The 25914-nt window shown below is 31.5% G+C and carries 24 protein-coding genes; 9 read left to right on the top strand and 15 right to left on the bottom strand.

Annotated features, from left to right (window positions below; genetic code table 11):
• The first annotated feature begins 6 nt into the window (after positions 1–6).
• From ABD771_RS13165 to ABD771_RS13145, 5 genes are all read left to right on the top strand, one after another.
• The gene (locus ABD771_RS13165) at positions 7–2016 is read left to right on the top strand and encodes a fumarate reductase/succinate dehydrogenase flavoprotein subunit (protein WP_345095322.1); all 2010 of its coding nucleotides are present in this window, start codon (positions 7–9) and stop codon (positions 2014–2016) included.
• A 7-nt stretch (positions 2017–2023) separates the two neighbouring features.
• Complete coding sequence (locus ABD771_RS13160) at positions 2024–2785, top strand: succinate dehydrogenase/fumarate reductase iron-sulfur subunit (protein ID WP_345095320.1); 762 nt, start codon at positions 2024–2026, stop codon at positions 2783–2785.
• A gap of 7 nt (positions 2786–2792) precedes the next feature.
• Positions 2793–3356 carry a hypothetical protein gene (locus ABD771_RS13155; RefSeq protein WP_345095318.1) on the top strand — a complete coding sequence of 188 codons (564 nt, stop codon included), beginning with the start codon at positions 2793–2795 and terminating at the stop codon, positions 3354–3356.
• Between the two features lie 84 nt (positions 3357–3440).
• Positions 3441–6260, top strand: a complete 2820-nt coding sequence (locus ABD771_RS13150) for a GH92 family glycosyl hydrolase (protein WP_345095316.1) — start codon at positions 3441–3443, stop codon at positions 6258–6260.
• A 79-nt stretch (positions 6261–6339) separates the two neighbouring features.
• Positions 6340–7104: an amidohydrolase gene (locus tag ABD771_RS13145; protein ID WP_345095314.1), complete on the top strand. Its 765-nt coding sequence runs from the start codon at positions 6340–6342 to the stop codon at positions 7102–7104.
• A gap of 50 nt (positions 7105–7154) precedes the next feature.
• On the opposite strand, the gene ABD771_RS13140 is transcribed toward ABD771_RS13145, so the two are convergent.
• Positions 7155–8753, bottom strand: a complete 1599-nt coding sequence (locus ABD771_RS13140) for an Ig-like domain-containing protein (RefSeq protein WP_345095312.1) — start codon at positions 8751–8753, stop codon at positions 7155–7157.
• Between the two features lie 82 nt (positions 8754–8835).
• Positions 8836–9516 (bottom strand): ComF family protein, encoded by a 681-nt coding sequence (locus tag ABD771_RS13135; protein ID WP_345095310.1) that lies wholly within the window; start codon positions 9514–9516, stop codon positions 8836–8838.
• Between the two features lie 96 nt (positions 9517–9612).
• On the opposite strand from ABD771_RS13135, the gene ABD771_RS13130 reads away from it, so the two are divergent.
• Positions 9613–11172 (top strand): glycine--tRNA ligase, encoded by a 1560-nt coding sequence (locus tag ABD771_RS13130; RefSeq protein WP_345095307.1) that lies wholly within the window; start codon positions 9613–9615, stop codon positions 11170–11172.
• Here ABD771_RS13130 and ABD771_RS13125 read toward each other — a convergent pair.
• The 3 genes from ABD771_RS13125 to thiL all read right to left on the bottom strand — a co-directional run bounded on the left by ABD771_RS13125 (position 11125) and on the right by thiL (position 13533).
• Positions 11125–11670, bottom strand: a complete 546-nt coding sequence (locus ABD771_RS13125; protein WP_345095304.1) for a DUF3575 domain-containing protein — start codon at positions 11668–11670, stop codon at positions 11125–11127. The genes ABD771_RS13130 and ABD771_RS13125 overlap by 48 nt on opposite strands.
• A gap of 113 nt (positions 11671–11783) precedes the next feature.
• Entirely contained in the window at positions 11784–12341 is a 558-nt protein-coding gene (locus ABD771_RS13120; protein WP_345095301.1) for a DUF3575 domain-containing protein, read from the bottom strand.
• 145 nt (positions 12342–12486) lie between these two features.
• Positions 12487–13533, bottom strand: coding sequence for a thiamine-phosphate kinase (thiL, locus tag ABD771_RS13115; RefSeq protein WP_345095299.1), 1047 nt, complete (start codon positions 13531–13533; stop codon positions 12487–12489).
• Between the two features lie 74 nt (positions 13534–13607).
• Here thiL and ABD771_RS13110 point away from each other — a divergent pair, with 74 nt between their 5' ends.
• Positions 13608–14531 carry a 1-phosphofructokinase family hexose kinase gene (locus tag ABD771_RS13110; protein WP_345095297.1) on the top strand — a complete coding sequence of 308 codons (924 nt, stop codon included), beginning with the start codon at positions 13608–13610 and terminating at the stop codon, positions 14529–14531.
• Positions 14532–14598: 67 nt separating this feature from the next.
• Here ABD771_RS13110 and lepA read toward each other — a convergent pair whose 3' ends face one another.
• Both lepA and ABD771_RS13100 read right to left on the bottom strand, forming a co-directional pair.
• Positions 14599–16395, bottom strand: a complete 1797-nt coding sequence (gene lepA / locus ABD771_RS13105; protein ID WP_345095295.1) for a translation elongation factor 4 — start codon at positions 16393–16395, stop codon at positions 14599–14601.
• A gap of 216 nt (positions 16396–16611) precedes the next feature.
• Positions 16612–16974: a hypothetical protein gene (locus ABD771_RS13100; protein WP_345095293.1), complete on the bottom strand. Its 363-nt coding sequence runs from the start codon at positions 16972–16974 to the stop codon at positions 16612–16614.
• Between the two features lie 150 nt (positions 16975–17124).
• On the opposite strand from ABD771_RS13100, the gene dusB reads away from it, so the two are divergent.
• Positions 17125–18117: a tRNA dihydrouridine synthase DusB gene (dusB, locus tag ABD771_RS13095; RefSeq protein WP_345095291.1), complete on the top strand. Its 993-nt coding sequence runs from the start codon at positions 17125–17127 to the stop codon at positions 18115–18117.
• Here the strand turns inward: dusB and ABD771_RS13090 are convergent.
• Both ABD771_RS13090 and rbfA read right to left on the bottom strand, forming a co-directional pair.
• Entirely contained in the window at positions 18114–19316 is a 1203-nt protein-coding gene (locus ABD771_RS13090; RefSeq protein ID WP_345095289.1) for an ABC transporter permease, read from the bottom strand. The two genes, dusB and ABD771_RS13090, sit on opposite strands and share 4 nt — an antisense overlap.
• Positions 19317–19709 (bottom strand): 30S ribosome-binding factor RbfA, encoded by a 393-nt coding sequence (gene rbfA / locus ABD771_RS13085; RefSeq protein WP_298305562.1) that lies wholly within the window; start codon positions 19707–19709, stop codon positions 19317–19319.
• Between the two features lie 128 nt (positions 19710–19837).
• Here rbfA and mce point away from each other — a divergent pair, with 128 nt between their 5' ends.
• Positions 19838–20239: a methylmalonyl-CoA epimerase gene (mce, locus tag ABD771_RS13080; protein ID WP_345095287.1), complete on the top strand. Its 402-nt coding sequence runs from the start codon at positions 19838–19840 to the stop codon at positions 20237–20239.
• 345 nt (positions 20240–20584) lie between these two features.
• Here mce and ABD771_RS13075 read toward each other — a convergent pair whose 3' ends face one another.
• The 6 genes from ABD771_RS13075 to ABD771_RS13050 all read right to left on the bottom strand — a co-directional run bounded on the left by ABD771_RS13075 (position 20585) and on the right by ABD771_RS13050 (position 25856).
• Positions 20585–20710 (bottom strand): AbiH family protein, encoded by a 126-nt coding sequence (locus tag ABD771_RS13075; protein ID WP_345095285.1) that lies wholly within the window; start codon positions 20708–20710, stop codon positions 20585–20587.
• A gap of 373 nt (positions 20711–21083) precedes the next feature.
• Positions 21084–21743 carry an NUMOD1 domain-containing DNA-binding protein gene (locus ABD771_RS13070; RefSeq protein ID WP_345095283.1) on the bottom strand — a complete coding sequence of 220 codons (660 nt, stop codon included), beginning with the start codon at positions 21741–21743 and terminating at the stop codon, positions 21084–21086.
• Positions 21744–21749: 6 nt separating this feature from the next.
• Positions 21750–23228, bottom strand: coding sequence for a hypothetical protein (locus tag ABD771_RS13065; protein WP_345095281.1), 1479 nt, complete (start codon positions 23226–23228; stop codon positions 21750–21752).
• Positions 23229–23683: 455 nt separating this feature from the next.
• On the bottom strand, positions 23684–23932 hold the full coding sequence (locus ABD771_RS13060; protein WP_345095279.1) for a hypothetical protein: 249 nt from the start codon (positions 23930–23932) through the stop codon (positions 23684–23686).
• A gap of 69 nt (positions 23933–24001) precedes the next feature.
• Positions 24002–24982: a DUF3871 family protein gene (locus ABD771_RS13055; RefSeq protein ID WP_345095277.1), complete on the bottom strand. Its 981-nt coding sequence runs from the start codon at positions 24980–24982 to the stop codon at positions 24002–24004.
• On the bottom strand, positions 24966–25856 hold the full coding sequence (locus tag ABD771_RS13050) for an AAA family ATPase (RefSeq protein WP_345095275.1): 891 nt from the start codon (positions 25854–25856) through the stop codon (positions 24966–24968). Before ABD771_RS13050 ends, ABD771_RS13055 begins: the two co-directional genes overlap by 17 nt.
• Between the last annotated feature and the right edge of the window lie 58 nt (positions 25857–25914).

Here is a 25914-nt window from a genome sequence, read left to right as displayed (position 1 = left end):
TATATTATGAAGTTAGATTCTAAAATACCAGAAGGGCATATTTCACAAAAATGGACGGATTATAAAGATCATTTAAAATTAGTTGCCCCAAATAATAGACCAAAAATTGACATTATTGTTGTAGGAACTGGTTTAGCTGGAGCTTCGGCTGCCGCTTCACTTGGTGAAATGGGTTATAATGTTAAAGCTTTTTGTTTTCAAGATTCACCTCGTCGTGCGCACTCAATTGCTGCTCAAGGAGGAATAAACGCTGCTAAAAATTACCAAAATGACGGAGATAGTATTTTTAGATTATTCTATGATACCATCAAAGGTGGTGATTATAGAGCTCGTGAGGCAAACGTTCACCGTTTAGCTGAAGTTTCAGGAAATATTATCGACCAATGTGTGGCTCAAGGTGTTCCTTTTGCTCGTGATTATGGTGGATTATTAGATAACCGTTCGTTTGGTGGTACTCAAGTTCAAAGAACTTTTTATGCTGCTGGACAAACAGGACAACAATTATTATTAGGAGCTTATTCAGCTTTGTCAAGACAAATTGGACTTGGACGTGTACAAATGTTCAACCGTCACGAAATGTTAGATTTAGTAAAAGTAGATGGAAAAGCTCGTGGAATTATAGCACGTAACTTGGTTACAGGTGAATTAGAAAGACATTCAGCTCACGCAGTTGTTATCGCTTCTGGTGGTTATGGAAATGTTTATTTCCTTTCTACAAACGCTATGGGAAGTAATGTTACAGCTGGTTGGAAAGTACACAAACAAGGAGCTTTGTTCGCAAATCCTTGTTTTGTTCAAATTCACCCAACTTGTATTCCTGTTCACGGAACTAATCAAGCTAAATTAACTTTGATGTCAGAGTCATTGCGTAATTCAGGTCGTATTTGGGTTCCAAAGAAAAAAGAAGATGCTGAAGCCATTCGTGCAGGAAAATTAAAACCAACACAATTATCAGAAGAAGATAGAGATTATTTCTTAGAAAGAAGATATCCAGCTTTTGGTAATCTTGTGCCACGTGACGTTGCTTCAAGAGCAGCTAAAGAACGATGTGATGCAGGACACGGAATTGAAGCTAACGACACTAACGAAGGAGTTTACTTAGATTTCTCTACTGAAATTCAAAATAAAGGAAAACAAGCGGCTTATGCTCAAGGAAATCATAATCCAAGTGCCGAAGAAGTTACTAAATTAGGTAAAGCTTGGTTGGAAGAGAAATATGGTAACTTATTTACTATGTATCAAAAAATTACGGATGAAAATCCATATGAAACTCCAATGAAAATTTATCCAGCAGTGCACTATACAATGGGTGGTGTTTGGGTAGATTATAACTTACAATCTACAATTCCTGGTTGTTTTGTGGCTGGTGAGGCAAATTTCTCTGACCACGGTGCAAACAGACTTGGAGCTTCTGCTTTAATGCAAGGTTTAGCTGATGGTTATTTCGTTCTTCCTTATACAGTTTCTAACTATTTAGCAGACGAAATTAGAACAGGAAAAATTTCAACAGATTTACCTGAATTTGGTGACGCTGAAAATAGAGTTAAAGATTCTATTGATAAATTCCTAAACAATAAAGGTTCTAAATCGGTGGATCATTTCCACAAACGTTTGGGATTAATTATGTGGAATAAAGTTGGTATGGGTAGAAACGAAGCTGGTTTGAAACAAGCTATTGCTGAAATTACTGCTTTAAAAGAAGAATTCTACAGAGATGTAAATGTTCCTGGAAATGCGGATGAGTTTAATCCACAGTTAGAAAAAGCATTACGCGTTGCCGATTTTATTGATTTAGGTCAATTAATGGCAATGGATGCATTGCAAAGAAACGAATCATGTGGAGGTCATTTCCGTGAAGAATATCAAGATGCTGAAGGAGAAACCCTTCGTGATGATGAAAACTTCTCATTTGTTGGTGCTTGGGAATATAAAGGTGATGATATCACTAAAGAAGAGCTTCACAAAGAAGAATTGAAATATGAGTTTATTAAAATAGCCGCAAGAAATTACAAATAATAGAGTTATGAGCGCAGCAAAAAATATAAATATTACCCTAAAAATTTGGCGTCAGAAAAACTCCAAAGCTAAAGGAAATTTAGAAACATACAAATTAAATGATGTTTCTACAGCAAGTTCATTTTTAGAAATGTTAGACCAATTGAATGAGCAATTAATCAATGAGAATGTTGAGCCAATTGCATTCGATCACGATTGTCGTGAAGGAATTTGCGGAATGTGTTCTTTATACATCAACGGTCGTGCACATGGTCCAGATACAGGAATTACAACTTGTCAATTGCACATGAGAATGTTCAACGATGGCGATACTATATTTGTTGAACCATGGAGAAGTAGAGCATTCCCAGTAATTAAAGATTTAGTTGTTGATAGAAGTGCTTTCGATAGAATTCAACAAGCGGGTGGTTTCGTTTCTGTAAATACATCAGGAAATACAATTGATGCAAATGCAACTCCGATTAACAAAAACGATGCAGATAAAGCTTTTGAAGCTGCTGCTTGTATTGGTTGTGGAGCTTGTGTAGCAACTTGTAAAAATGGTTCTGCAATGTTATTCGTTGGTGCAAAAGTATCACAATATGCATTATTACCACAAGGAAAAGTTGAAGCTACAAATCGTGTTTTAAACATGGTGCGTCAAATGGACGAAGAAGGTTTCGGAAATTGTACCAATACTGGTGCATGTGAAGTGGAATGTCCAAAAGGAATTTCTCTCGAAAATATTGCTAGAATGAACAGAGAATATTTGAAAGCAAGTATAAAATAAAATTAAAATGAAAAAGCTAATTTTTTTATTTTTAGGATTGTCATTATTTAGTTGTTCCTCAGATGGAACTATAGATGATAATGGTTCTGGTGGAGGTTCTGGTGGTGGAAACACAACTGTTGATCCTTTTAAGGCAACTGTTGATGGTATTTCTTATGTTTTTACTACTTTAAATAATACTAATATTGCTGATGCAACAGGTGGATTATATGGTAACACTTATTTTTTAATAAAAGGAAATAAAGATACTGGTTCTGTAAAAGGAAATTTATCTGGAAAAATTGATACTAAAAAGTATGAAATTAAATTAGCTATTCCTAAGAGCAATGTAGCTATTGGTACACATAACTTCTCAAATACTATTCAACCAGATGAATATTATGCCGATTTAGACATAACAGGTGTACTTCCTGCTCAAACAGTTGTAGCATCAACTGGTTTTATTAAGATTACGACTTATAATGCAACTACAAAAAAGATAGTTGGTACTTTTTCATTTAATACAACAGATGGTTCTACAACGGCAATCACTCATACCATAACTGGTTCATTTGATTATGTTTTACCATAAAAATTATTGTTATTAAAATAATCTGAAACGCATTCATTAATTTGAATGCGTTTTTTTTATCTTTGAAAGGCAAACAAAACTACGATGAGAAACTTTCTTTCAATTATAATTCTATTTACCTCAATTGTCTCATTTGGACAAAATTTTCACAAATACGTCAACCCAATGATTGGAACTGGCGGACATGGTCATACTTATCCTGGAGCAACAGTTCCTTTTGGAATGGTACAACTTTCTCCAGACACTAGAATTGATGGAAGTTGGGATGGATGTTCAGGATATCATTACGATGATTCAGTAATTTATGGATTTTCACACACACACTTAAACGGAACTGGTTGCACCGATTATGGTGATATTATGCTAATGCCAACCATGAATGAATCCAATTTTGATCCAAAAGAATACGGTTCTAAATTCTCGCATTCTAATGAAAAAGCAAATGCCGGATTTTACTCAGTAAAGTTAGACAAGCATAATATTGATGTAAATTTAACCACTACAACTCGTGTTGGATTTCATCAATATATCTTTAATAATGCAGGTCAAGCCAATATAATTCTCGATTTAAATCATAGAGATAAATTGCTATATGGCGATATTAAAATCATTGATAAAAAAACAATACAGATTCTCAGAAGAAGTGAAGCTTGGGCCAAAGACCAATACGTTTATGCTCAAATTGAATTTTCTGTGCCATTGGAAATTTCAAATTCTCATTCGGATGAAGCAATTAGTCCAACTTTTTTTGCAGGCACACAGTTGAAATTAGCGTTTTCAAAAAAAGTTAAAAAAGGAGAAAAAATTTCAGTCAAAGTTTCACTTTCTCCAACAAGTTATGAAGGAGCAAAACTAAACATGTCCGAAATTAAACACTGGGATTTCAATAAAGTTAAACAAGAAGCCGAACAACTTTGGAATAAACAATTAGCTAAAATTGAGATTACAGAAACTGATAAAGATAAATTGTCAATTTTCTACACAGCTTTATACCACACAATGGTTCAACCAAACATTGCTCAAGATATTGATGGGAAATATCGTGGTAGAGACAACAAAATTCACAATGGCGAAGGATTCGATTATTATTCAGTATTCTCGCTATGGGATACGTTTCGAGGTGCGCATCCATTGTATACATTAATCGAAAAGAAACGTACTGCCGATTTCATAAATACGTTTCTAAAACAATACGAACAAGGTGGAAGATTACCAGTTTGGGAATTGGCATCTAATGAAACCGATTGTATGATTGGTTATCATTCGGTTTCGGTTATGGCTGATGCTATGGCGAAAGGAATTACTGGTTTTGACTACGAAAAAGCATTTAAAGCAGCAAAACACTCGGCGATGTTAGATCATTTAGGATTGGATGCCTATAAAAGACAAGGTTTTATTTCGATGGATGACGAACACGAAAGCGTTTCTAAAACTTTAGAATATGCTTACGACGATTGGTGTATTGCCCAAATGGCTCAAATTTTAAACAAGAAGGAAGACTACGAATATTTCATGAAACGTTCTCAAAGTTGGAAGAATGTTTTTGATTGGAATACTGGTTTCATGCGACCAAAGAAAAACGGCGGTTGGGATAAACCATTTGATGCGAGAGAAATCAATAATAATTTTACCGAAGGTAATTCATGGCAATATTCGTTTTTTGTGCCACAAGATATTCCAGGAATGATTGAAGCGTATGGCGGAAACGATAAATTTGAAGCCAAACTCGATGAAATGTTCAACTCTGAAAGTAAAACGACAGGTCGAGAACAAGCCGATGTTACGGGATTAATTGGTCAATACGCTCACGGAAATGAACCAAGTCATCACATGGCGTATTTGTACAATTACATTGGAAAGCCAGAAAAAACCACTGAAAAAGTATATTACATTTTAAATAATTTTTATAAAAACACACCAGACGGATTAATAGGAAACGAAGATTGCGGACAAATGAGCGCTTGGTATGTGTTGAGTTCTATGGGAATTTATGCGGTTACGCCTGGGAATCCTGAATGGACAGTAATTAAACCAAATTTCAAAAAAGTAAAAATAAATTTAGAAAATAAGATTTCTGAAGAAATTACAGTTGAAAATTGTTTAGAGCAAAGAGAATATTTTGGATTAAATTTACCAGAAATAGAGTCAGCAACAAATGATTTTGATTATGAAAAAATCATCCCAGTTCCAATCATTCAAGCGGAAAGTAAATCGTTTAAAGATAAAATGACGATTGAAATAGCACATCAGAATAACGGTTGTATTGTTTATTATGTCGTTGATGAAAAGGATAGTAGAGATGATTTATCATTTGGACCGTATGTAAAACCTTTTACGATAGATAAAACTTCATCAATTTCAGCTTATTGTTTATGTGATGAAAAAAGAAAAAGCGACACTATCTCCGCAACATACTTCAAAAAACCAAACAATTACACTATAGACATAAAATCTACTTACAATCCGCAATATCATGCTGGAGGAAATGAAGGTTTAATTGATGGAATTAATGGTTCGACTAACTGGAGAAAAGGCGATTGGCAAGGATATCAAAGTCAAGATTTTGAAGCCATTGTTGATTTGCAAAATGTAAAAGAAGTTTCTAGTTTTAGCGCAACCTTTCTACAAGACCAACGTTCTTGGATTTTAATGCCAACCAAAGTAGAATATTACAGTTCGACAGATAATATCAATTTTACATTAATCACTTCGGTTGCTAATGATGTAGATCCGAAAAAAGATGAAAACATCATTAAAGATTTTAGTTTCAAATCGGCAAAACCTATTAGCGCAAGATATATAAAAGTGAAAGCGTACAATTTTGGAAGACTTCCAGAATGGCATATTGGTTATCATGATAAAGGCGAAGCATTTATTTTCGTCGATGAAATAACAGTAAAATAAATTATTTAAATTTCTCAAATTTCTTTAATCTGTGTTCAAAAAATAAGTATCAAAAGATACTGAAACAAGTTCAGCATAAATGAAAATAGCCATAATACAAACCGAATTATCATGGGAAAATTCCAATGAAAACAAAGCTTTACTTCAAGAAAAGATAAATGCTATTTCGCAATATGTCGATTTAATTGTTTTGCCCGAAATGTTTACCTCTGGCTTTACAATGAATCCGAAAAACGTAGCTCAAACTATGCGAGGCGAAGCTATTTCTTGGTTAAAAGAAACTGCAAAAGCTAAAAATTGCGCCATCAGCGGAAGTTTGGTAATCGAAGAAAACGGTAACTATTTCAACCGATTGGTTTTTGTATTCCCAACTGGAGAAATTCAAACTTATGATAAACGGCACCTTTTTACTTTAGCTGGCGAAGAGAAAGTTTATACAGCTGGAAAGGATAAATTAATTGTAGAATATAAAGGATTCAAAATCTGTCCACTTATTTGTTACGATTTACGTTTCCCAGTTTTTGCCAGAAATGTTGAAGATTATGATGTCTTGATTTATGTTGCCAATTGGCCAAAACCACGTGTAAACGCTTGGGATATTTTGCTAAAAGCACGTGCCGTAGAAAACATGAGTTATGTAATTGGTGTAAATAGGGTTGGAAAAGACAACAACAATCTCGAATATGTAGGACATTCGCAAGCTATTGATTTTCTTGGTAATTACCTTCAAGAACCTCAAGAAATCGAAGGCGTTTTTATAGTAGAATTAGATAAAAATGAACTGTTAGAAACTAGAGAAAAACTAAATTTTCTAAATGACAGAGATAAGTTCCAAATTCTCTAAAAAACACAAAAGGCACAAAATCATTTCTTTTGCGCCTTTCGTGTTAAAATTTATTTCCCAACATCAACTGGTTGTTCAACATCCCAATTAGCTCTCACATCAACTTCTTTTAGAAAGTAAATAACTTCTTCGCTTTGGCGTTGTTCTAGAAAGCTTCCTGGTGTCCATCGCTTGTTTTTATCATCGTCATAGATTACACGAATGGTATATTTTGCAGGATCAATTAAGTCAAAATTCAATAATGTTTCCTTTTCAGAATATTGACTTACAATAACTTTTCCATCTTTATCAGTCAATTCTACAATGACAGGAAAGCGTTTTACATTCTCTAATTTTAAACGGAGGTTTCCATAATCAGAAACGTTGTTGGTTGAAAAATCAAACGATAAACTATCATTTTTTCTATCATAATAATCGGTTAATGCATCGGGCAAAACCTTTAAATTGTATTTTTCTAAAGGTTCTTTGTTAAAAATAAACTTCAATTCTTGTTTTTGTTCATCATACTCATTGGTGAATTTTACTTCTGCAGAATCTTTATTGATTAGTTTCATTTTCGTTACGTCCCATTTTGTTAATGGAACATTAGATTTTATTGCAAAATCATCTCTAAAGCTGATAGTTCCTTGTTGTTCTGAACTAAATCCTAAAGTATCTCTTTTTTGTTCTTTAACTTTTAAAGAAAAGATTTTTTGAAATTTATTTTTAGTAACATCAATACTTAATGAATCTCCTTTTACGGCTTTAAACCAAACTTGAAGCGAATCTTTCTTAGGTAATTGTGAAACAACAAAAGGAATAGCTTCAGAGTTCTTTTTAAGCGTTATTTTTACATCTTTAGGATTTCCTTCATATCCAATGGTAAATCTTGAACCAGAAGCTTGTGATGCGTTTACAGCTTTAAATGTTGGTTCTTCTTTAAAAAGTTCTAATTCATAAATGGTATCATTCGGAATAGTAATGAACTCTTTTTGAAATCCTATTTTTTCAGTTTTTGGATCAAATTTATTGTTTCCGTTTACATCTTTCAAGGCTATTAAACGGTATTTACCTTCTTTAAGATTCTCAAATTTAACTAATTGCAAACTGTCCAAAGTGTTGGTAATATATCTTGGAACTTGTTTGTAAATTATAGAATCATTATATTTATCATTAGCATCATAAAGCATTATGGAAACATAATTATCTACTTTTTTCTCAATAGCATCTTTTACTTTTGCACCCAAATTCAAGGAATCAATGTAACTTCCAGTTGAGAAAACATATTTAAATTGTTGGTAAGGATTTCCTTCGTTATTGTCTGCAATACTTTTTCCGAAATTAAAACTATAAGTAGTGTTTGGAAGAAGCGTGTCTTTAATTCTGATAGTAATGACTTTACTTGCATTGTAAGGTAAAATTTCTGGCTGACGCTTCATAGGTGGTGAGATGATAAGCTGCTTATTAATGTCTTTCAACTTAATGTATTCGTCAAAACTTATTTTTATTTCTTTTCCAGTGAAATTTGTTGAGAAATTTTTTGGTAAACTATTGACCATTTTTGGTGCAATAGTATCTTTCAAACCTCCAGTGATTGTCCCTTTTTTTGCACATCCAATCACCAGAAAAACTAGTAATAGTAAAACATATTTAAAAACACCTTTTTGCATCAATTCTTTAATTTCTTAGCGCAAAATAACAATTATATTTAGTGGAAACGAAATCTTTTTATTTATAATTAACTAAAAATCATTACTGCGTCATTGCCATACAAACAATACTGATTTTTGAACCTGGAATTTTTAGCAGTTCTCTACCACAAGCTTCAAGTGTTGAACCAGTTGTAATTACATCGTCAATTAATAAGAAGTGTTTATTGTGATGGGATTCGTTATAATTAACACCGAAGATATTTTCTACAACTTCAGCTCTTCCCAAAATGGATTTAGATGTTTGTGTTTTTGAATAAACATTTCTAACCAAAATACTTTCATTATAAGATTTCTTCCAGCTTTTGGATAGTGCTTCACCAAAAGAAGTAACTTGATTATAACCACGTTCTTTAAATCTTTTTTTATGTAACGGAATAGGAATTATGAAGTCTACATCATTTAATTCTTCAACATCTTTCAATTCTTCTGCATACCAATATCCAATAGCTTCACCAATTTCTTGATGACCTTTGTATTTTAGTTTGTGAATCATTTCTTGAACAATTCCTTTTTTGTGGAAATACATCAAGCTTGAGGCAAATTCTATAGGAATTCGACCATAAAATTTCGAAAAAACATCATTGTTCTTGCTTAAATGATGATTTGTAAGCGGAATATCATGTCGGCAGGAAGTACAAATTACAATTTCATCTTTCAATAAAAATGAATTACAACCCGCGCACGCTTTCGGAAAAAAGAGATTTATGATGCTTTCAATCATGAAATTGGGCTAATATTTTTATAAAAATATAAAAATCAACGATTCATTGGTTATTTATATTAAATTTTAATTTCACTTTTATATTTTTGCACCATTATGGCAAAACAAGAAGATTTATTTAAAAATGTGGTTTCGCACGCAAAAGAATACGGATTTATTTTTCCGTCAAGCGAAATTTACGATGGTTTAAGTGCAGTTTATGATTATGCACAAAATGGTGTTGAACTAAAGAAAAACATCCGCGAATATTGGTGGAAAGCAATGGTGCAAATGCACGAAAACATTGTTGGGCTTGACGCGGCAATCTTGATGCATCCAACAACTTGGAAAGCTTCAGGTCACGTTGATGCTTTTAACGATCCATTAATTGACAACAAAGATTCTAAAAAAAGATACAGAGCCGATGTTTTAATTGAGGATTATGCCGAAAAATTAAACCTGAAAGCTAAAAAAGAAATAGAAAAAGCTCGCGAACGTTTTGGCGAATCTTTTGACGAAGAACAATATAAAACTACAAATCCACGTGTCATGGAATATCTTTCAAAAGAGAGAGAAATTCTTGAACGAATGGGTAAATCGCTAGGAAGTGGCGACTTAGAAGACGTAAAAGCATTAATTGAAGAATTAGAAATTGCCGATCCAGAAACAGGTTCAAGAAATTGGACAGATGTAAAGCAATTTAACTTAATGTTCGGAACAAAATTAGGTGCATCTGCAGAAAATGCAATGGACTTGTACCTTCGTCCAGAAACAGCTCAAGGAATTTTTGTTAATTTCTTAAATGTTCAAAAAACAGGTAGAATGAAGATTCCTTTTGGAATTGCTCAAACCGGAAAAGCTTTTAGAAATGAGATTGTTGCAAGACAATTTATTTTCCGTATGCGTGAATTTGAACAAATGGAAATGCAATTTTTTGTAAAACCAGGCGAAGAAATGAAATGGTATGAATACTGGAAAACTAACCGTTTAAAATGGCATTTATCTTTAGGATTGGGTGAGAAAAATTATCGATTCCACGATCATGAAAAATTAGCGCATTATGCTAATGCTGCTGCCGATATCGAATTCAACTTCCCATTCGGATTTAAAGAATTAGAAGGAATTCACTCAAGAACTGATTTCGATTTGAAAGCCCACGAACAATTTTCTGGTAAAAAACTACAATATTTTGATAACGAAACCAATTCTAATTACGTTCCTTATGTTGTAGAAACATCAGTTGGTTTGGATAGAATGTTCTTATCGGTTTTTGCAACATCTTTAAAAGAAGAAACATTAGAAGATGGTTCAACAAGAACTGTTTTGAGTTTACCAAGTGTTTTAGCTCCAACAAAAGCGGCTGTTTTACCATTAGTTAAAAAAGATGGTTTGCCAGAAGTGGCTCAAAGTATAATTGATGACTTAAAATGGGATTTCAATGTAGCTTATGATGAAAAAGATGCTGTAGGAAGACGTTACAGACGTCAAGATGCACTTGGAACACCATTTTGTATCACAGTTGATCATCAAACGTTAGAAGACAAAACGGTTACTATTCGTCACAGAGATTCAATGAAGCAAGATAGAGTTGCGATTTCTGAANGCCTTTTTTACTATAATTATCGTTTGTTAAAATCGATAGCCTACAGAAATTGCTATCTTTCCTGTTATTCTTGAATAATCAGTATTAGGAATGTTAGAATTTATAGATAGGTTTCTTCCAATTCCTCCGCCAATTTCAAACATTACATCTCGTTTAGTGTACCATTTTCCACCTAAAGCTATTCCTAACGCAAATGCTTTTACTTTTTCTTCACTGTAAATATTATTTCCTTCAAAATTATAAACTTCTCTGTTTATGCTTTGGTATAAACCAAATCCTTCCATGTAAAATCCAGAAACAGGTTTTTTGCCAAAATAAAATCTATAGTAAGGAGAAATCGCAAATGCTGTATTTACATCTGCTTCTTTATCTAACAAAAAGGTTATGGAAGTTCCAACACTTGATTCGTCGTTGATAGCACGTTCATAAGTAGCATCAAAGGCTCCTAAAACTAAATACAACGCATTTATTTTTACTTCGTTTTTCTTAAAATCAGAAGTTTCGTTTTCTTTTTGGCCAAATCCTTTTACGCAAAGAAGTGAAAAGGCAAATACAATAATTGTTTTTTTCATGTATGTAAAATTTGATTTTTTAGCGGTCATATATGGTATCGCCTTTTTATTTATAGGTATTTGCTTACGCAAACTTGTTGTAAGTGGCGATTTCATATTAATGGTTTAAATTTTTAAAATCTATACCCTACTGTTATTCCACCTCTACCAACAAAAGTGTGTCCAAAGTAGTCGTTTTTTTCAGGGTTTAGTAAATTTCTTCCAATTCCGCCGTTAGCTTCAAGAACTAATCCTTTTTTTGATAGCAGTTTAAATCCTACACCAAAACCTAAAGCAAAATCGGTATAACTATCTCCTTTATCGGTAATTGTTGTATAAGTATTAGTTGGGTAATCATAAGAAGTATAGGTTTCATCGTCGATATCTAAGGTGTTAATCATAGCAAAACCCTCAACAAAAAAACCAGCTGCTGGCTTTTTGCCAAAATAAAAGCGATAATAAGGAGTAAGACTAAAAGAAGTTTCAAAGTCTTTTTCTAATGCAAAATTTACAGAAACACCAATTCCCGATTCGTTATTTAAAATTCTTTCATAACTGAATTCTGGTTGACCTAGAATTAAAAAAAGAGCATTGCTTTTCAATTCATTTCTGTTGAATTCAAATTTATTTGTTTCTTGGCTATTTGCAAAGAGCGAACAAAGCAAGATGGTTAAGAACAATAATTTTCTCATAGTTTTTTTATCAAAAATAATGATATCAATGAAGTAATCAATTACTTTAACATTAAATTTAATCTTTTTTAACTAAACTAATTTCAATTAAATCATAATGAATACCTCTTAAATTGTTAGAAACTATTTCAGGTATTTTTTATATTTATTCTTCCAAAGCATTCCAACCACGAGCTTTTAACGCAATTTTAGTGTTAGCTCTGGTTATCAAGTGCGTTCCTTCGCTTTCGCCAACCATATGACCAATTACGGTGAAATTTGGATTGGCTTTTATTTTATCAAAATCTTCCATAGCAATGGTAAACAATAATTCGTAATCTTCTCCACCATTTATTGCAACTGTTGTAGAATCAATATTGAATTCCTCACAAACATTAATAAATTGTGGATCAACCGGAATTTTCTCTTCGTATAAATTACAACCCACTTTTGATTGCTTGCAAATATGAATAATCTCAGACGATAATCCATCTGAAATATCAATCATTGCAGTTGGTTTTACTTCCAATTTCGATAATAATTCTTTAATATCATGTCGCGCTTCTGGACGTAATTGTCTTTCAATCAAATAAGTATAAGCATCCAAATCGGGTTGATTGTTTGGGTTTACCTGAAACACTTGTTTTTCACGTTCCAAAACCTGCAATCCCATATAAGCGGAACCTAAATCGCCAGAAACTACTAATAAATCTCCTTCTTTTGCACCACTTCTGTACACGATTTCATCTTCGTTTGCTTCACCAATAGCTGTGATTGAGATAATCAAACCTTTCTGAGAAGAAGTTGTATCGCCACCAATAACATCAACATTGTAAAATTTAGAGCCTAATGTAATTCCGTCAAATAATTCTTCCAATGCTTCAAGTGGAAAACGATTAGAAACTGCGACCGAAACTGTTATCTGAGTTGCTTTCGCATTCATAGCACAAATATCTGAAACATTTACAACAACAGCTTTGTAACCCAAATGGCGCAAAGGCATATAAGCCAAATCAAAATGCACGCCTTCAATCAATAAATCGGTTGAAACGACTACTTTCTTATCTTTAAAATCTAAAACAGCAGCATCGTCACCAATACTTTTTATAGTTGAGGTGTTTTTTATATCAAAATTTTTTGTCAAATGGTCTATCAATCCAAATTCGCCTAATTGCGAAAGTGATGTTCGTTGAGGATTTTTATCTTCTATCATTTTGCAAAGGTACAAAGTTTTTTTGCCACAGATTCACAGATTTTTCGCATCTTTATAGTAATAAATCTCTTTTTATGAAAAATTATCAAATTGTAACCCTTACAATAAATCCATCATTAGACAAATCAACGCATTTTAATGGATTGATTGCCGAACAAAAAATTCGTTGCGAAAAACCACGCTATGATGCTGGCGGTGGCGGAATAAATGTGTCGAAAGCGATTGCAAAATTGGGAGGAAAATCAACTTGTATTTTTACTTCTGGTGGTTCTTCTGGAGAAATGTTGGAAGAGTTAATTGTTAAAGAAAATCTAGAAAGTTGTGTAATCAAAACTAAAAATTGGACAAGAGAAAATTTCATTGCATTCGAAAATACAAGTAATGCACAATATAGATTCGGATTTCCAGGAAATGAATTTTATGAAAATGAAAAAGATGAAATTTTGAAAACCACAAAAGAATTGAAAACAGATTATCTAGTAATCAGCGGAAGTTTGAATGAAGGTTTACCTACAAATTTCTATCAAAAAATTGCAACAATAGCGAAAGAATCAAACATAAAAGTTATCGTTGATACTTCAGGCGAAGCTTTGCAAAAAGTAATAGAAACTGGCGTTTATTTAATCAAACCCAACATTGGCGAATTAGCAAAACTAATTGGTGTTGAAAGATTAGAATTACCAGAAGTAGAAAAAGCAGCAAAAAAGCTAATTGAAGATAAAAGCGCCGAAATTGTAGTAGTTTCACTTGGCGCTGACGGCGCAATTTTAGTTACGAAAGACGAAACATATTTAGTAAAAGCACCAAAAGTAGAAAAGAAAAGTACCGTTGGCGCTGGCGATAGTATGGTTGGCGGAATGGTTTGGGCATTATCACAAAACAAAACGCTAAAAGAAGTAATCCAAATAGGCGTGTGCTGCGGAACAGCTGCTACAATGAACGAAGGAACACAACTTTTCAAATCGGAAGATGTGATGCAATTGCTAAAACAAATTTAACAAAAAACCCAACAACTTTCGTCATCGGGTTTTGTCTTTCTTCTTGTATCTTTTTTCTATTCTCTAATTAATCATTCAACTTCAAAACAGCCATAAACGCTTCTTGTGGAATTTCAACATTTCCTACCAAACGCATTCTCTTTTTACCTTTTTTCTGTTTTTCAAGAAGTTTACGTTTTCTCGAAATATCACCACCATAACATTTTGCGGTAACGTCTTTACGTAAGGCTTTTATCGTTTCACGAGCAATGATTTTGGCTCCAATTGCTGCTTGAATCGGAATGTCAAATTGTTGTCTTGGGATTAATTCGCGTAATTTTTCACACATTTTTTTACCAATGTTGTAGGCATTACTTTCGTGAATCAATGCAGATAAAGCATCAACCGATTGTGCGTTTAATAACACATCAAGTTTCACTAATTTAGAAGTTCGCATTCCAATTGGCGAATAATCAAATGAGGCGTAACCTTTAGAAACCGTTTTCAATCTATCATAAAAATCGAATACAATTTCGGCCAAAGGCATATCAAAAGTCAATTCAACTCGTTCGGTTGTTAAATACGTTTGATTGGTGATAACACCACGTTTTTCGATACATAAGCTCATTACATTTCCAACATAATCGGCTTTTGTAATGATGGTTGCTTTAATGTAAGGTTCTTCAACTCGGTCTAATTTTGAAGGTTCAGGTAAATCCGATGGATTGTTAATTACAAATGAAACTTCTGGATCTTTTTTAGTATAAGCCAAATACGAAACGTTAGGAACTGTAGTAATTACAGTCATGTCGTATTCGCGTTCCAATCGTTCTTGAATAATTTCCAAGTGTAACATTCCTAAGAATCCACAACGGAAACCGAAACCTAAAGCAGCCGAACTTTCGGCCACAAATACTAATGAAGCATCATTCAATTGTAGTTTTTCCATAGAAGCACGCAAATCTTCAAAATCGTCGGTATCAACAGGGTAGATTCCGGCGAAAACCATTGGTTTTACATCTTCAAATCCTGTAATCATATTCGTTGTTGGTGTTTTTGCATCCGTTAAGGTATCACCAACTTTTACTTCTTTTGCTTCTTTAATTCCAGAGATTAAATATCCAACATCGCCAGTAGAAATAACGCTTTTCGGAACTTGGTTTAACTTCAAAGTTCCTACTTCATCAGCGAAATATTCATTTCCGGTTGCCATGAATTTAATCTTCTGACCTTTTCTAATTTCACCATTTTTAACACGGAAAATAACTTCAATTCCACGAAACGGATTGTAATGTGAATCGAAAATCAATGCCTGTAATGGTTCGTCAACATTACCTTTTGGCGCAGGAATTTTTTCTATAATTGCAGCTAAAATATTTTCTACACCAAAACCAGTTTTACCTGAAGCGTGAATAATATCTTCCAACTTGCAACCTAATAAATCAATAATATCATCGCTAACTTCTTCAGGATTAGCACTTGGTAAATCAACTTTATTCAAAACCGGAATAATTTCCAAGTCGTTTTCTAAAGCCAAATATAAATTAGAAATCGTTTGTGCTTGAATACTTTGTGCTGCATCAACAATCAAAAGCGCGCCTTCGCAAGCTGCAATAGAACGAGAAACTTCGTATGAGAAATCTACGTGTCCAGGAGTATCAATAAGGTTTAAGATATAATCTTCACCTTTATATTTATATTCCATTTGAATGGCGTGACTTTTTATGGTAATTCCACGTTCACGCTCCAAATCCATGTTGTCAAGCAATTGTGCTTTTTCTTCACGAGCTGTAACGGTTTGTGTAGCGCCAAGAAGTCGGTCAGCAAGCGTACTTTTTCCGTGGTCAATATGTGCAATAATGCAAAAATTTCTAATATTTTTCATGCTTCAATATCAAGTTCAAATTTCAATAGCAATTCTAATGCAATTAATCTGCAAATATAATGTAAAGTTTAGACTTTTAAGCTATGTTTTTTTGTGCTTATTGATAGGAAGTTGGGCTACATTGAGCAAATTTTTCATTTGCTGAAGTGAAAAAAGTATAATCTTTAATAAAAAGTTTTAATAAACGTTCAAATTCTTTTTGTTTTTCTTCAGAAATTAAATTTTCAGGAAGTACATTTTTAGTTTGAAATTATAAATGAAATAATCGATTTTTCCATTTGGAGCAAAATAGATTCTTTGAAAACATTTGGTTTTACTTTCCCATTTGAAGTTGTTTTTATTTAAAAACGAACCAAAATCTTGAAGTAATTTAATATAAGATTCTTGTAACTTTTGTTGCTGTGCTTCTGTTCTGAAAACAGCTTTTGTACTATCAATATGAACCGCCGATTTGTATTCTAAATCTAATTTTTCAATATTAATTCCAATTTTTTGGGCTTCTTCTACAGAAAAAACCTTGGATTGTGAATGCAAATTATTGAAAAATAAAAGAATTAAAAATAGTTTTAAAATTCTCATTTGATTGATGATTGAAACTTTGATTAGGTAAAACTAACGTAATTAATAGTAATAAAATTGTAAAATTGTAATTTCAGCTTTTATAGTTCTTATTTCGATTAACTTTCATTACTAAATATTCTTAACTATCTTTGCAAAAAAATTAATTCAATGCCCAAAATAGGCAACATCATATTGCCCGATTTTCCGCTGTTACTTGCGCCGATGGAAGACGTGAGTGATCCACCATTTCGTAGATTGTGCAAATTGCACGGTGCCGATTTAATGTATTCCGAATTTATTTCTTCGGAAGGATTAATTCGTGATGCTGTAAAAAGTCGTCAGAAATTAGATATTTTCGATTACGAACGACCAGTTGGAATTCAAATATTTGGTGGCGATGAAGAAGCAATGGAAATGTCGTCACGAATTGTTGATGCAGTTCAACCGGATTTAGTGGATATAAATTTCGGTTGTCCTGTAAAAAAAGTAGTTTGTAAAGGTGCAGGCGCAGGAGTTTTGAAAGATGTTGATTTGATGGTACGTTTGACGAAAGCAGTTATTAAAGGAACTAATCTTCCGGTAACAGTAAAAACGCGTTTGGGTTGGGATGAAAATTCTATCAATATCGATGAGGTTGCAGAACGTTTACAAGATATTGGTGTTCAAGCTTTAACAGTTCATGCAAGAACTCGTGCGCAAATGTATAAAGGTCATTCCGATTGGAGTCATATTGAACGTGTAAAAAATAATCCTAGAATAACGATGCCAATTTTTGGAAATGGCGATATCGATTCTCCAGAAAAAGCATTAGAGTATAAAAATAAATATGGTCTTGACGGAATGATGATAGGTCGTGCCGCAATTGGGTATCCGTGGATTTTTAACGAAATCAAACATTATTTTGCTACTGGAGAACATTTGGCAAAACCAACAATTGCTGATAGAGTAGAAGCAGCAAGAAATCATTTAATATGGTCGATGGATTGGAAAGGTGAACGCCTTGGAATTGTAGAAATGCGTCGTCATTACACTAATTATTTCAAAGGAATTCATGGCTTTAAAGAATACAAACAACGTTTAGTAACGACAGACGAACACAACGGATTGATGGATATATTTGAAGAGATTAGCCAAGAATACTCTAATTATCAAATTGTTTAGTTTAAAAGTTTTTTTGTTACTCTACTGCTTGCAATAAAACTTGCAATAATTCCTAAAGAAACAATCGTTAAAAAGACTATCAATACATTTATTATTGAAAATTCAACAGGATAAGCTAAAGTTGGAGTTATCATAATAAGTTGGAATTGTTGTTGAATTAAAACAATGATAATTCCTAAAATCAAACCTATTATACCACCAAAAATACTCAATAAGCTTCCTTGTAACAAAAATACTTTACGTAAATCTTTAACTTCTGTCCCAAGGTTATACAAGGTTTTTAAGTTGGCTTTCTTGTCTAAAATCATCATTATTAATGCTCCTATTAAATTGAAAAGAGCGATAACAATTACAAGAGTAAAAATAAGATAAACCGCAATATTTTCAGTATTTAACATTTTGTGTAAAGTTGCGTTTAATTCAGCTCTTGTTTTTACGTCAACTTTATTATTGAAAATGGACTCTATTTTGGTAATTACTTCAGCTTCATTTGAATTAGGCTTTAATTTCAATTCAATTCCAGAAACTTGATTTGTTTTGTATTGTAATAACTCTTGTGCCAAACCTAAATCGGCAAATACATACTTAGAATCAAGCTCTTCGCTGATTGCATAAATTCCTACAGGAATCAAGACAGATTTATTAAATGAATCTTCTGGATTTAGGGCCAAATCGCCTTTACCGGGTTTAGGTGCCATTACTTCAAAAGCGTTGTTGAAGTCAAACAAACCCATAGATAATTTTTCGGAAATTCCATAGCCAACTACAACTTGGTAAGTTTTGGGTTTTAACCATTGACCATTAAATAGCTTTTGAGAAGCTTTACTAACGTTTTTAAAGTTATTGTCAACTCCTTTTAGAATCGAAATTTGTTGTTTTCCATCAAAAGAGAATAGCACGCGCTCTTCAATTATTTTACTAAAGTCAACTACACCTTCGGTATTTCTAATTTTTTTATCTTGATCAGTTGTAAAGTAAAATGATTTTCCAGTAGATGGAGTTACTTTTAAATCTGGGTCAAAATCATTTGAAAAAGATAAACTAAACACTCTCAATCCACTAAAAACAGAGAGAACTACAAATAAAGCCATGGCTCCAACAATAATTCCGCCTGAAGCAATTTTAGTAATGATGTTGATTGCATTATTCTTGCTCTTACTAAAAAGGTATCGTTTAGCTATGTAAAAAGGGAAATTCACTTACGATCTCTTACGTTTTTCTAGTAATTCTCTATTTTCTATTGGATTTTCTTCGCCTTTTAAAGCATTATCAATTTTTTCGATATAATCTAGTGAATCGTCAATGTAAAAAGAAAGATTAGGTACTTTTCTCAACTGTAATTTGACGCGTTGTGATAAGTCATGTTTTATTAATGGAGCATTAGATTTTACTGCAGCTAAAATTTCTTGAGCTCTATTTTGAGGAAAAACACTTAAATATACACGTGCTACACCCAAATCAGTTGTAACAACAACTTTAGAAACCGAAATTATCAAATTTGTAAGTCCGTTTTTTCTCACTTCACCTTGAAGAATATCTACTAAATCATTTTGTAGAACGCTTCCTATTTTTTTCTGTCTATTTGTTTCCATGGTGCAAAAATACGATTTTAAGTTTAATTTCAAGTCATAGCGTTCATTATGATAAAAATCATTAGTTAATAAAGTTCGGAATTAGTAACTTTGATTTCTAATAAATCACTAAAAACGATTGTAGGGTAATGAGAAAAATAGAACATATAGGAATTGCTGTAAAAAATTTAGAAACTTCCAATTTATTATTTGAAAAATTATTTGGTGCACCAGCTTACAAACAAGAAGAAGTTGCAAGTGAAGGAGTGAAAACTTCTTTTTTTATTAATGGGCCAAATAAAATAGAATTATTAGAAGCGACAAATCCCGAAAGTCCAATTGCTAAATTTATTGATAAGAAAGGTGAAGGGATTCATCATATAGCATTTGATGTAAAAGATATTGTTTCCGAAATGAAAAGATTGAAAGATGAAGGATTTATACTATTAAATGAAACACCTAAAAAAGGAGCTGACAATAAACTAGTGGCTTTTCTTCATCCTAAGACCACTAATGGAGTGCTAATTGAATTGTGTCAAGAAATTGATTAGAGGAATTGAATTTCAAATGATTATAGATTTTGTAAAATTCTAATAAATCAAAAATTTAAAAACACTTGCAATAAATTAAAAATAGTAGTAATATTGCAACCTCATAACCGGTCCTATAGCTCAGTTGGTTAGAGCACCTGACTCATAAACTACTGCCACTTTCCCTTGTATTCCTTTAGTAGTATAGCACCACAACAATCATTCAAATTTATGTACACACTTTTTGCACTCTGCATGCTGTGTTAAACATTATTTTTGTCAAATTTATAGGTTATATTTATTCTGTTATGTAATTATGTTTTTTATTTTCCTTTTTTTGAATAAAAAATTTTAAAATCAAAAATTTCATTCCACTGTATCAATGTTGAGTCTCTTTCTTCTGTTTTCTAAAAGATAATTTCTAAAATCTGAATATTCACAAGGAATTCCGTGACCAAGATCAAATCCATTACCTACTATATATAATTTCATGTACTCTTAAATTTTTATTGTGATTTGAAAATAATATTTAAAGACAATATAATAACATTAAATAAAGATATTTATTTATATATCGGGATTTTAAAATTTATCAAATTTAATAAAAGGAAACATAAATATTCATTGTGTAATTGAAATATAATGAATTGAAATAATGGAAATAAAAGACTTAATAAAAGATATTAAAATATTCCAATTTCTTATTATTTAAATACTTAACCTAATTAGCATATTGATAAAATATAAATTGTTCAATATGTTTTCATTCATTGATAGTTCTGCATCAATATTTTTTTAAGTTGTTAATACATAGACAAAATTTATAAATGCAATAAAAAAGACAGCCCTTTCGAGCTGTCAAATTTTAAGAGTATTCCCAAATAAAACCTCCTGATTGTTGTCTTTCTTTTCTACAACATCTAGTAATGCAGGTTTTGGATATTCCTGTTTTTCTTGATGCTTCTGAAGCAGATTCATAGTAATCTACAAAACTACCATCTAAAGAAATTTGATTAACTGCTTTTTTTCTCAAATCTAGAGTTGAACTTAACTCAATTGTATTTGAATAACTCCAAACAAAATCTTTACAGGTTTTATTGTAATGCAAACAGGCATTACTTATACTAGTTTTAGTTGCATTAACTGCATTAGCTGCACTACTTAAATCATCATAGGAATTGATTAAATCTCCAGTTTCAATATTAAATTGATAAACCGTCTTTTTGAAACCACCTCCTTTATCAGAGTTATATCCATTTGAAATTGTATCAAACTCTTCGATGTATTGTACTTCCTTTTTTGCTAATTCATCAATTGTTGTAGCCGTGTCAATTTGCGACCAAAAAAATGAATTTGTTCCGTAAGTAATAATTGCCTTATGAAATTTTAGTTCACTCCCAGAGAGTGTTTTTTGGAAATGATCTTGTTTTCTCTCCTCAATGCTTTTGGTTGTAGCACCAATATAAATCTGGTTAGTTATATTATTTATAACTTTATAAATTATTTTCTCTTCCATTCTTTTCATTTTCAATTAATTTATTTCATGTTTTGCGGTTGTAAAAACTCCATTTTCTAAAACAATTTTATTCATTATTTCTGCTATTATTTTTGCATCACTTTTTTTACAAAAAAGGGCATCAAATACATATCCAACATAAATACCCTTTGCATTTAGTTCTATTATGCATTTAGTCATAATGTCAACCTCTTTTTTAAATAATTTTTTAGAGGTTGCTTTATGTGAATCTTTTGAGTTGTATTTATCAGCTTCAATGTTTTTAACCATATCGGGTTCGTTATTCAAATAATATTCATAAAGAGTACTTTTTTTCATTTGAGGAACCTTTTTATTAAAAAAAGATAAATTTTCAATCTTAACATTTGCAATATTTATTCCGCTTTCTTCTGCTATTTGCTTATGGGTTATGAATTTTTTAAAACCACCATAAATAGCCATTGCAATGTTTGGATGAAGTGCACAAAAATCAATTTCTACTATACCTTCTCCGTCTATTTTAACAAGTTTTCTTATCCAACTTGGCATTAAATTAAAACTATCAAATACTCTACCGCCAGATTTATCATTTCCAACTATAGGTATCATAAATCCACTATTGGTTAGATATTCAAATGTTTTAATGTTTTCTTCAACAAAACTTCTATTTTCAAAATCTGAGTAATACTCCTTATTTCTATGATTTAAAAATGTAAGAAGCTTACCTTTTTTGGTAACGTAATTTAGTTTTATTAAACGTTTTGCTTCTTTGTTAATTTCTTTTAAAGTTGGGAGTTCAATAGACCCATAAAGATTAAGTAAATTATTTCCTATTTTATTGGATGTTGCAATTGAAAGCTTTTTGTAAATATATTTTCTTCTTTTAATAATACAGTCTTGGTTTTTTATGAAATAGTTACTAATTCCTGTATTAGAAAAGCTATTATTAAATTTAAACTGTTTTGAACAAATCCCTTCTTGATAGATATCCACTCCATTAGAATTTTTTTTTGTTTCTATTACTGGAGCTGTTGTATTTGTTGAATATTTTAGAACATCAAGAACATAATTATATATAAAAGTATTATCGTTTCCTTTCTTAACCTGTTCGTTCAATATTTTTGAAGAAAGTGATTTCCATTTTTCTTCACTAAAAAGTGTTGAGGTCAAGTTTGAGGCTATAATCAAACATTTTTCTACAGCTACTTCTTTATTAGGGTCTATTCTTTTCAAGAGATTTATAGGGATGTTTCTACCTAAATGCCTTTTTAGTTTTTTTGGGACAACTATATTATTAAAGTCGGGAAAAAATTGCGGATAAGTGTCATAGAATTGTTCTGTTGATGATTGAGTTATACTTGTATTCTCCCTTGTTTTTGTTTGGTTTATTGATGCTTTGTTACTAGTTGAACTATCAGTAACATAAGTAATAATAGATTGTTGATTTAATAAACTTGAATCAGTTGAATTATAAACATTAATTCTTTTTTCATTTTGCAATATTGCATCATTCATTTTTTATAATTTTAAATTATTAATTTAAAACTACATCATGGGAAACCTCTTTTTTTGATTTATTTTTATCTGAAATTTAGTCAGACCAGTCTGTTTAGTCAGACTATACTATAAAGAGTTATAGCTTTTTCTTGATTTTTTTCGTTTTTTTAGGTGCTTTTTTTGAGTTTTTAAAGCTAAAAATACACATTTCATGTAATTTTATGCAAAGATAAAATAAATAAATGAGATTTCCAAATTTTTTTGTTATTATTTTCAATATTTAAGTTAAATAATTAAGAATACTACATAAATAAGCCAAATAACCACGTTTTCAAAATAATAAACTCAAAAGCGTGGTTGATTCGGACTTAAAAATTAGCTAACTACTTTTTCAGTGTTTTTTTGGTAACGGAGAGAACGGCTCAAAAAGGAAGGTCATAAAAAATTCAACATAACTCCGAAATAGCACATGGCTATATAATAATATCAAAATGGTAGTAATAATAAGCACTACCATTTATAATGTAAACTGTCTTAAGTTCTGGGGTTACTTTCACCTCTTCCACCCAAGCAATTTGATTTCTAAATAGTTCTCCTATATCATTTTTTACTCGAACTTTAAAAGGACAAAACACCTGTTTAAGTATGTTGTTCCAAGTTACAACGTAAATTATATTTGGAGAGCTATATTTGAGCATTTCTGCTAATTGATTTTTGTTCATTTTTACAATAGATAGTTGCTTTTTTGTATCTATATTTTTTAGATGTTTCTTAATAAAAAAGCTATAGTATTATAATTGTAAGAACCAATTTGGCTGATTGTTTTGCAACGAATTTGCGGTCATATTTATAAACTCGTATGCGTTTACATTTCTTTCTAAATTGGAATCAATATAACTGCTCTTATTAGCTTCTGTAAATATGTTGTACAAGTTCCAAAGAGATATATTTCTGTTTTTATCTCTTGAGAAGTTTGGGCAAGTATAATAATCTTTTACCACAGAATTCATTTGTCCATCGTTTAAAAGAAATCTTCCTTTACTTTTTTGGTCATCCTTTTCAAGATATTGATACATTCTAATTTTTCCAATTAAATGAGCGAATTGATTTTCATTTAGATGGAATTGATTCATCTTTTCCATCAAACTTAAATGTTTAATTCTATCATAATTACTAAACAAATTATACATATCAGTATGCAATTCATTTACAGATGATATCCTAACTTCATTAGTAAATCCATCTGTTGATACACAAAGATTAGTGCAAACCTTATTTTGATATCCAATAAAAATTTTGAATTTTTCTACAGATTTCTTGCTGTAAAGATTCTCTTGATTGTATGATCTTACGCCTCCAACAGACAATGTAAGCGTATTTCCGTTAATAACTTCTTTGGCTTGATGTAATTCAATTAAGAAAGCACAACGTTCGTAATAAAGCGTTTTTTCATCCTCTAATAAATCTTTAGCTGGTTTTCCAATAGCACTTGGGATTCTGCCTTTAACAACATGAGAAACTCTAATGTCAGGTTCTTTAGGAGTAAAATCTGGGAATAATTCCTGGACTACTTCATAAGCTTTATTTATAAACTGATAATGTGATATTGTACTTTCATTATCTTTAGAGAACACAGGAATAATACAATCTTTTTTTAGATGGTCAAGGGAAACCTTTTGTGTATTGGCTTCTATAAAGCTTGAAGTTTTATTAATAACTTCACTTTCCTCTATGACTTGGTCATTGATACTACTGTTAATTACTAATTCCATTTGTTTCATTTTTTGATGGTTGAATAATTTCTTCTTTTGATAAAACTTGAGAATTAATATTTTCAAGTTCTTGTTTACGTCCCATTATTAATGGATGAGTTGATTTTTTTAAACTTGGATATTTCTCATAAATGATTTTTAAATCCTCTAAAGATTCTGCTAATTTAATTTCAAGTTTTACATCTTCAATAGATATTCCTGAATTACACCATTCGATTAGCTTTTTACCTGTTTGAGTTGAGATAATAAACTCTGGAGATTCAGAAAACAAGCCTGTTCTGTCCTTACTTGCTTTACAAAGATGTTTATCGTTTATAATTTCAAAATTGGCTGTCAATTCATACTCAAATCCTTCTCTTGTAATTTCTTTGGTTCCGTGTTTAATAACTTTACTTTTTCCATTTGAATCTGAGTCCATACTATAATCAACTTTTCTTCTAACAGATGTGATTATGTGGCAATTTGAATTTAAAATTTTATCTATAAACGACTGATGTCTAGGAGAAACTCTTGACCAATCTTGGAAGCGTCCACCTAAACTTTCATGTATTTCTAAACAACCTCCTTTTCCTGACCATTCATGAGTAATACTATCAATAATAATTACTTCAATATTTGATAGTTCACAGGCTTCTATAGCTTGGATATATCTTTCAGGAGTATAAGGTTCTGTTAGTGTCAAAACATTATAACCTCCTAAATGGGAGTATAAAGAAGCACTTCCATTTTCAGTATCTATGATTGCGATTTTTGACCAATCATCTGTTATTCCATAGGCTAAGAGTAGGGCTGAGTATGTCTTGCCAAATCCTGATGCACCCGATAGACCTAGTCTTAATTTTACTTGATGACGTTTAGCTATTTGTAGCTTCATAATTTTATTTGTATTTATTTGTTAAAAAATTATAAAACATATGTTTTTGATAAAAACA

Origin of the sequence: Flavobacterium chungnamense (genome assembly GCF_039539165.1) — a bacterium.
Classification (GTDB): domain Bacteria; phylum Bacteroidota; class Bacteroidia; order Flavobacteriales; family Flavobacteriaceae; genus Flavobacterium; species Flavobacterium chungnamense.
Note: the sequence above shows the minus strand (reverse complement) of the source record. Positions and strands in the feature narration are given on the sequence as shown.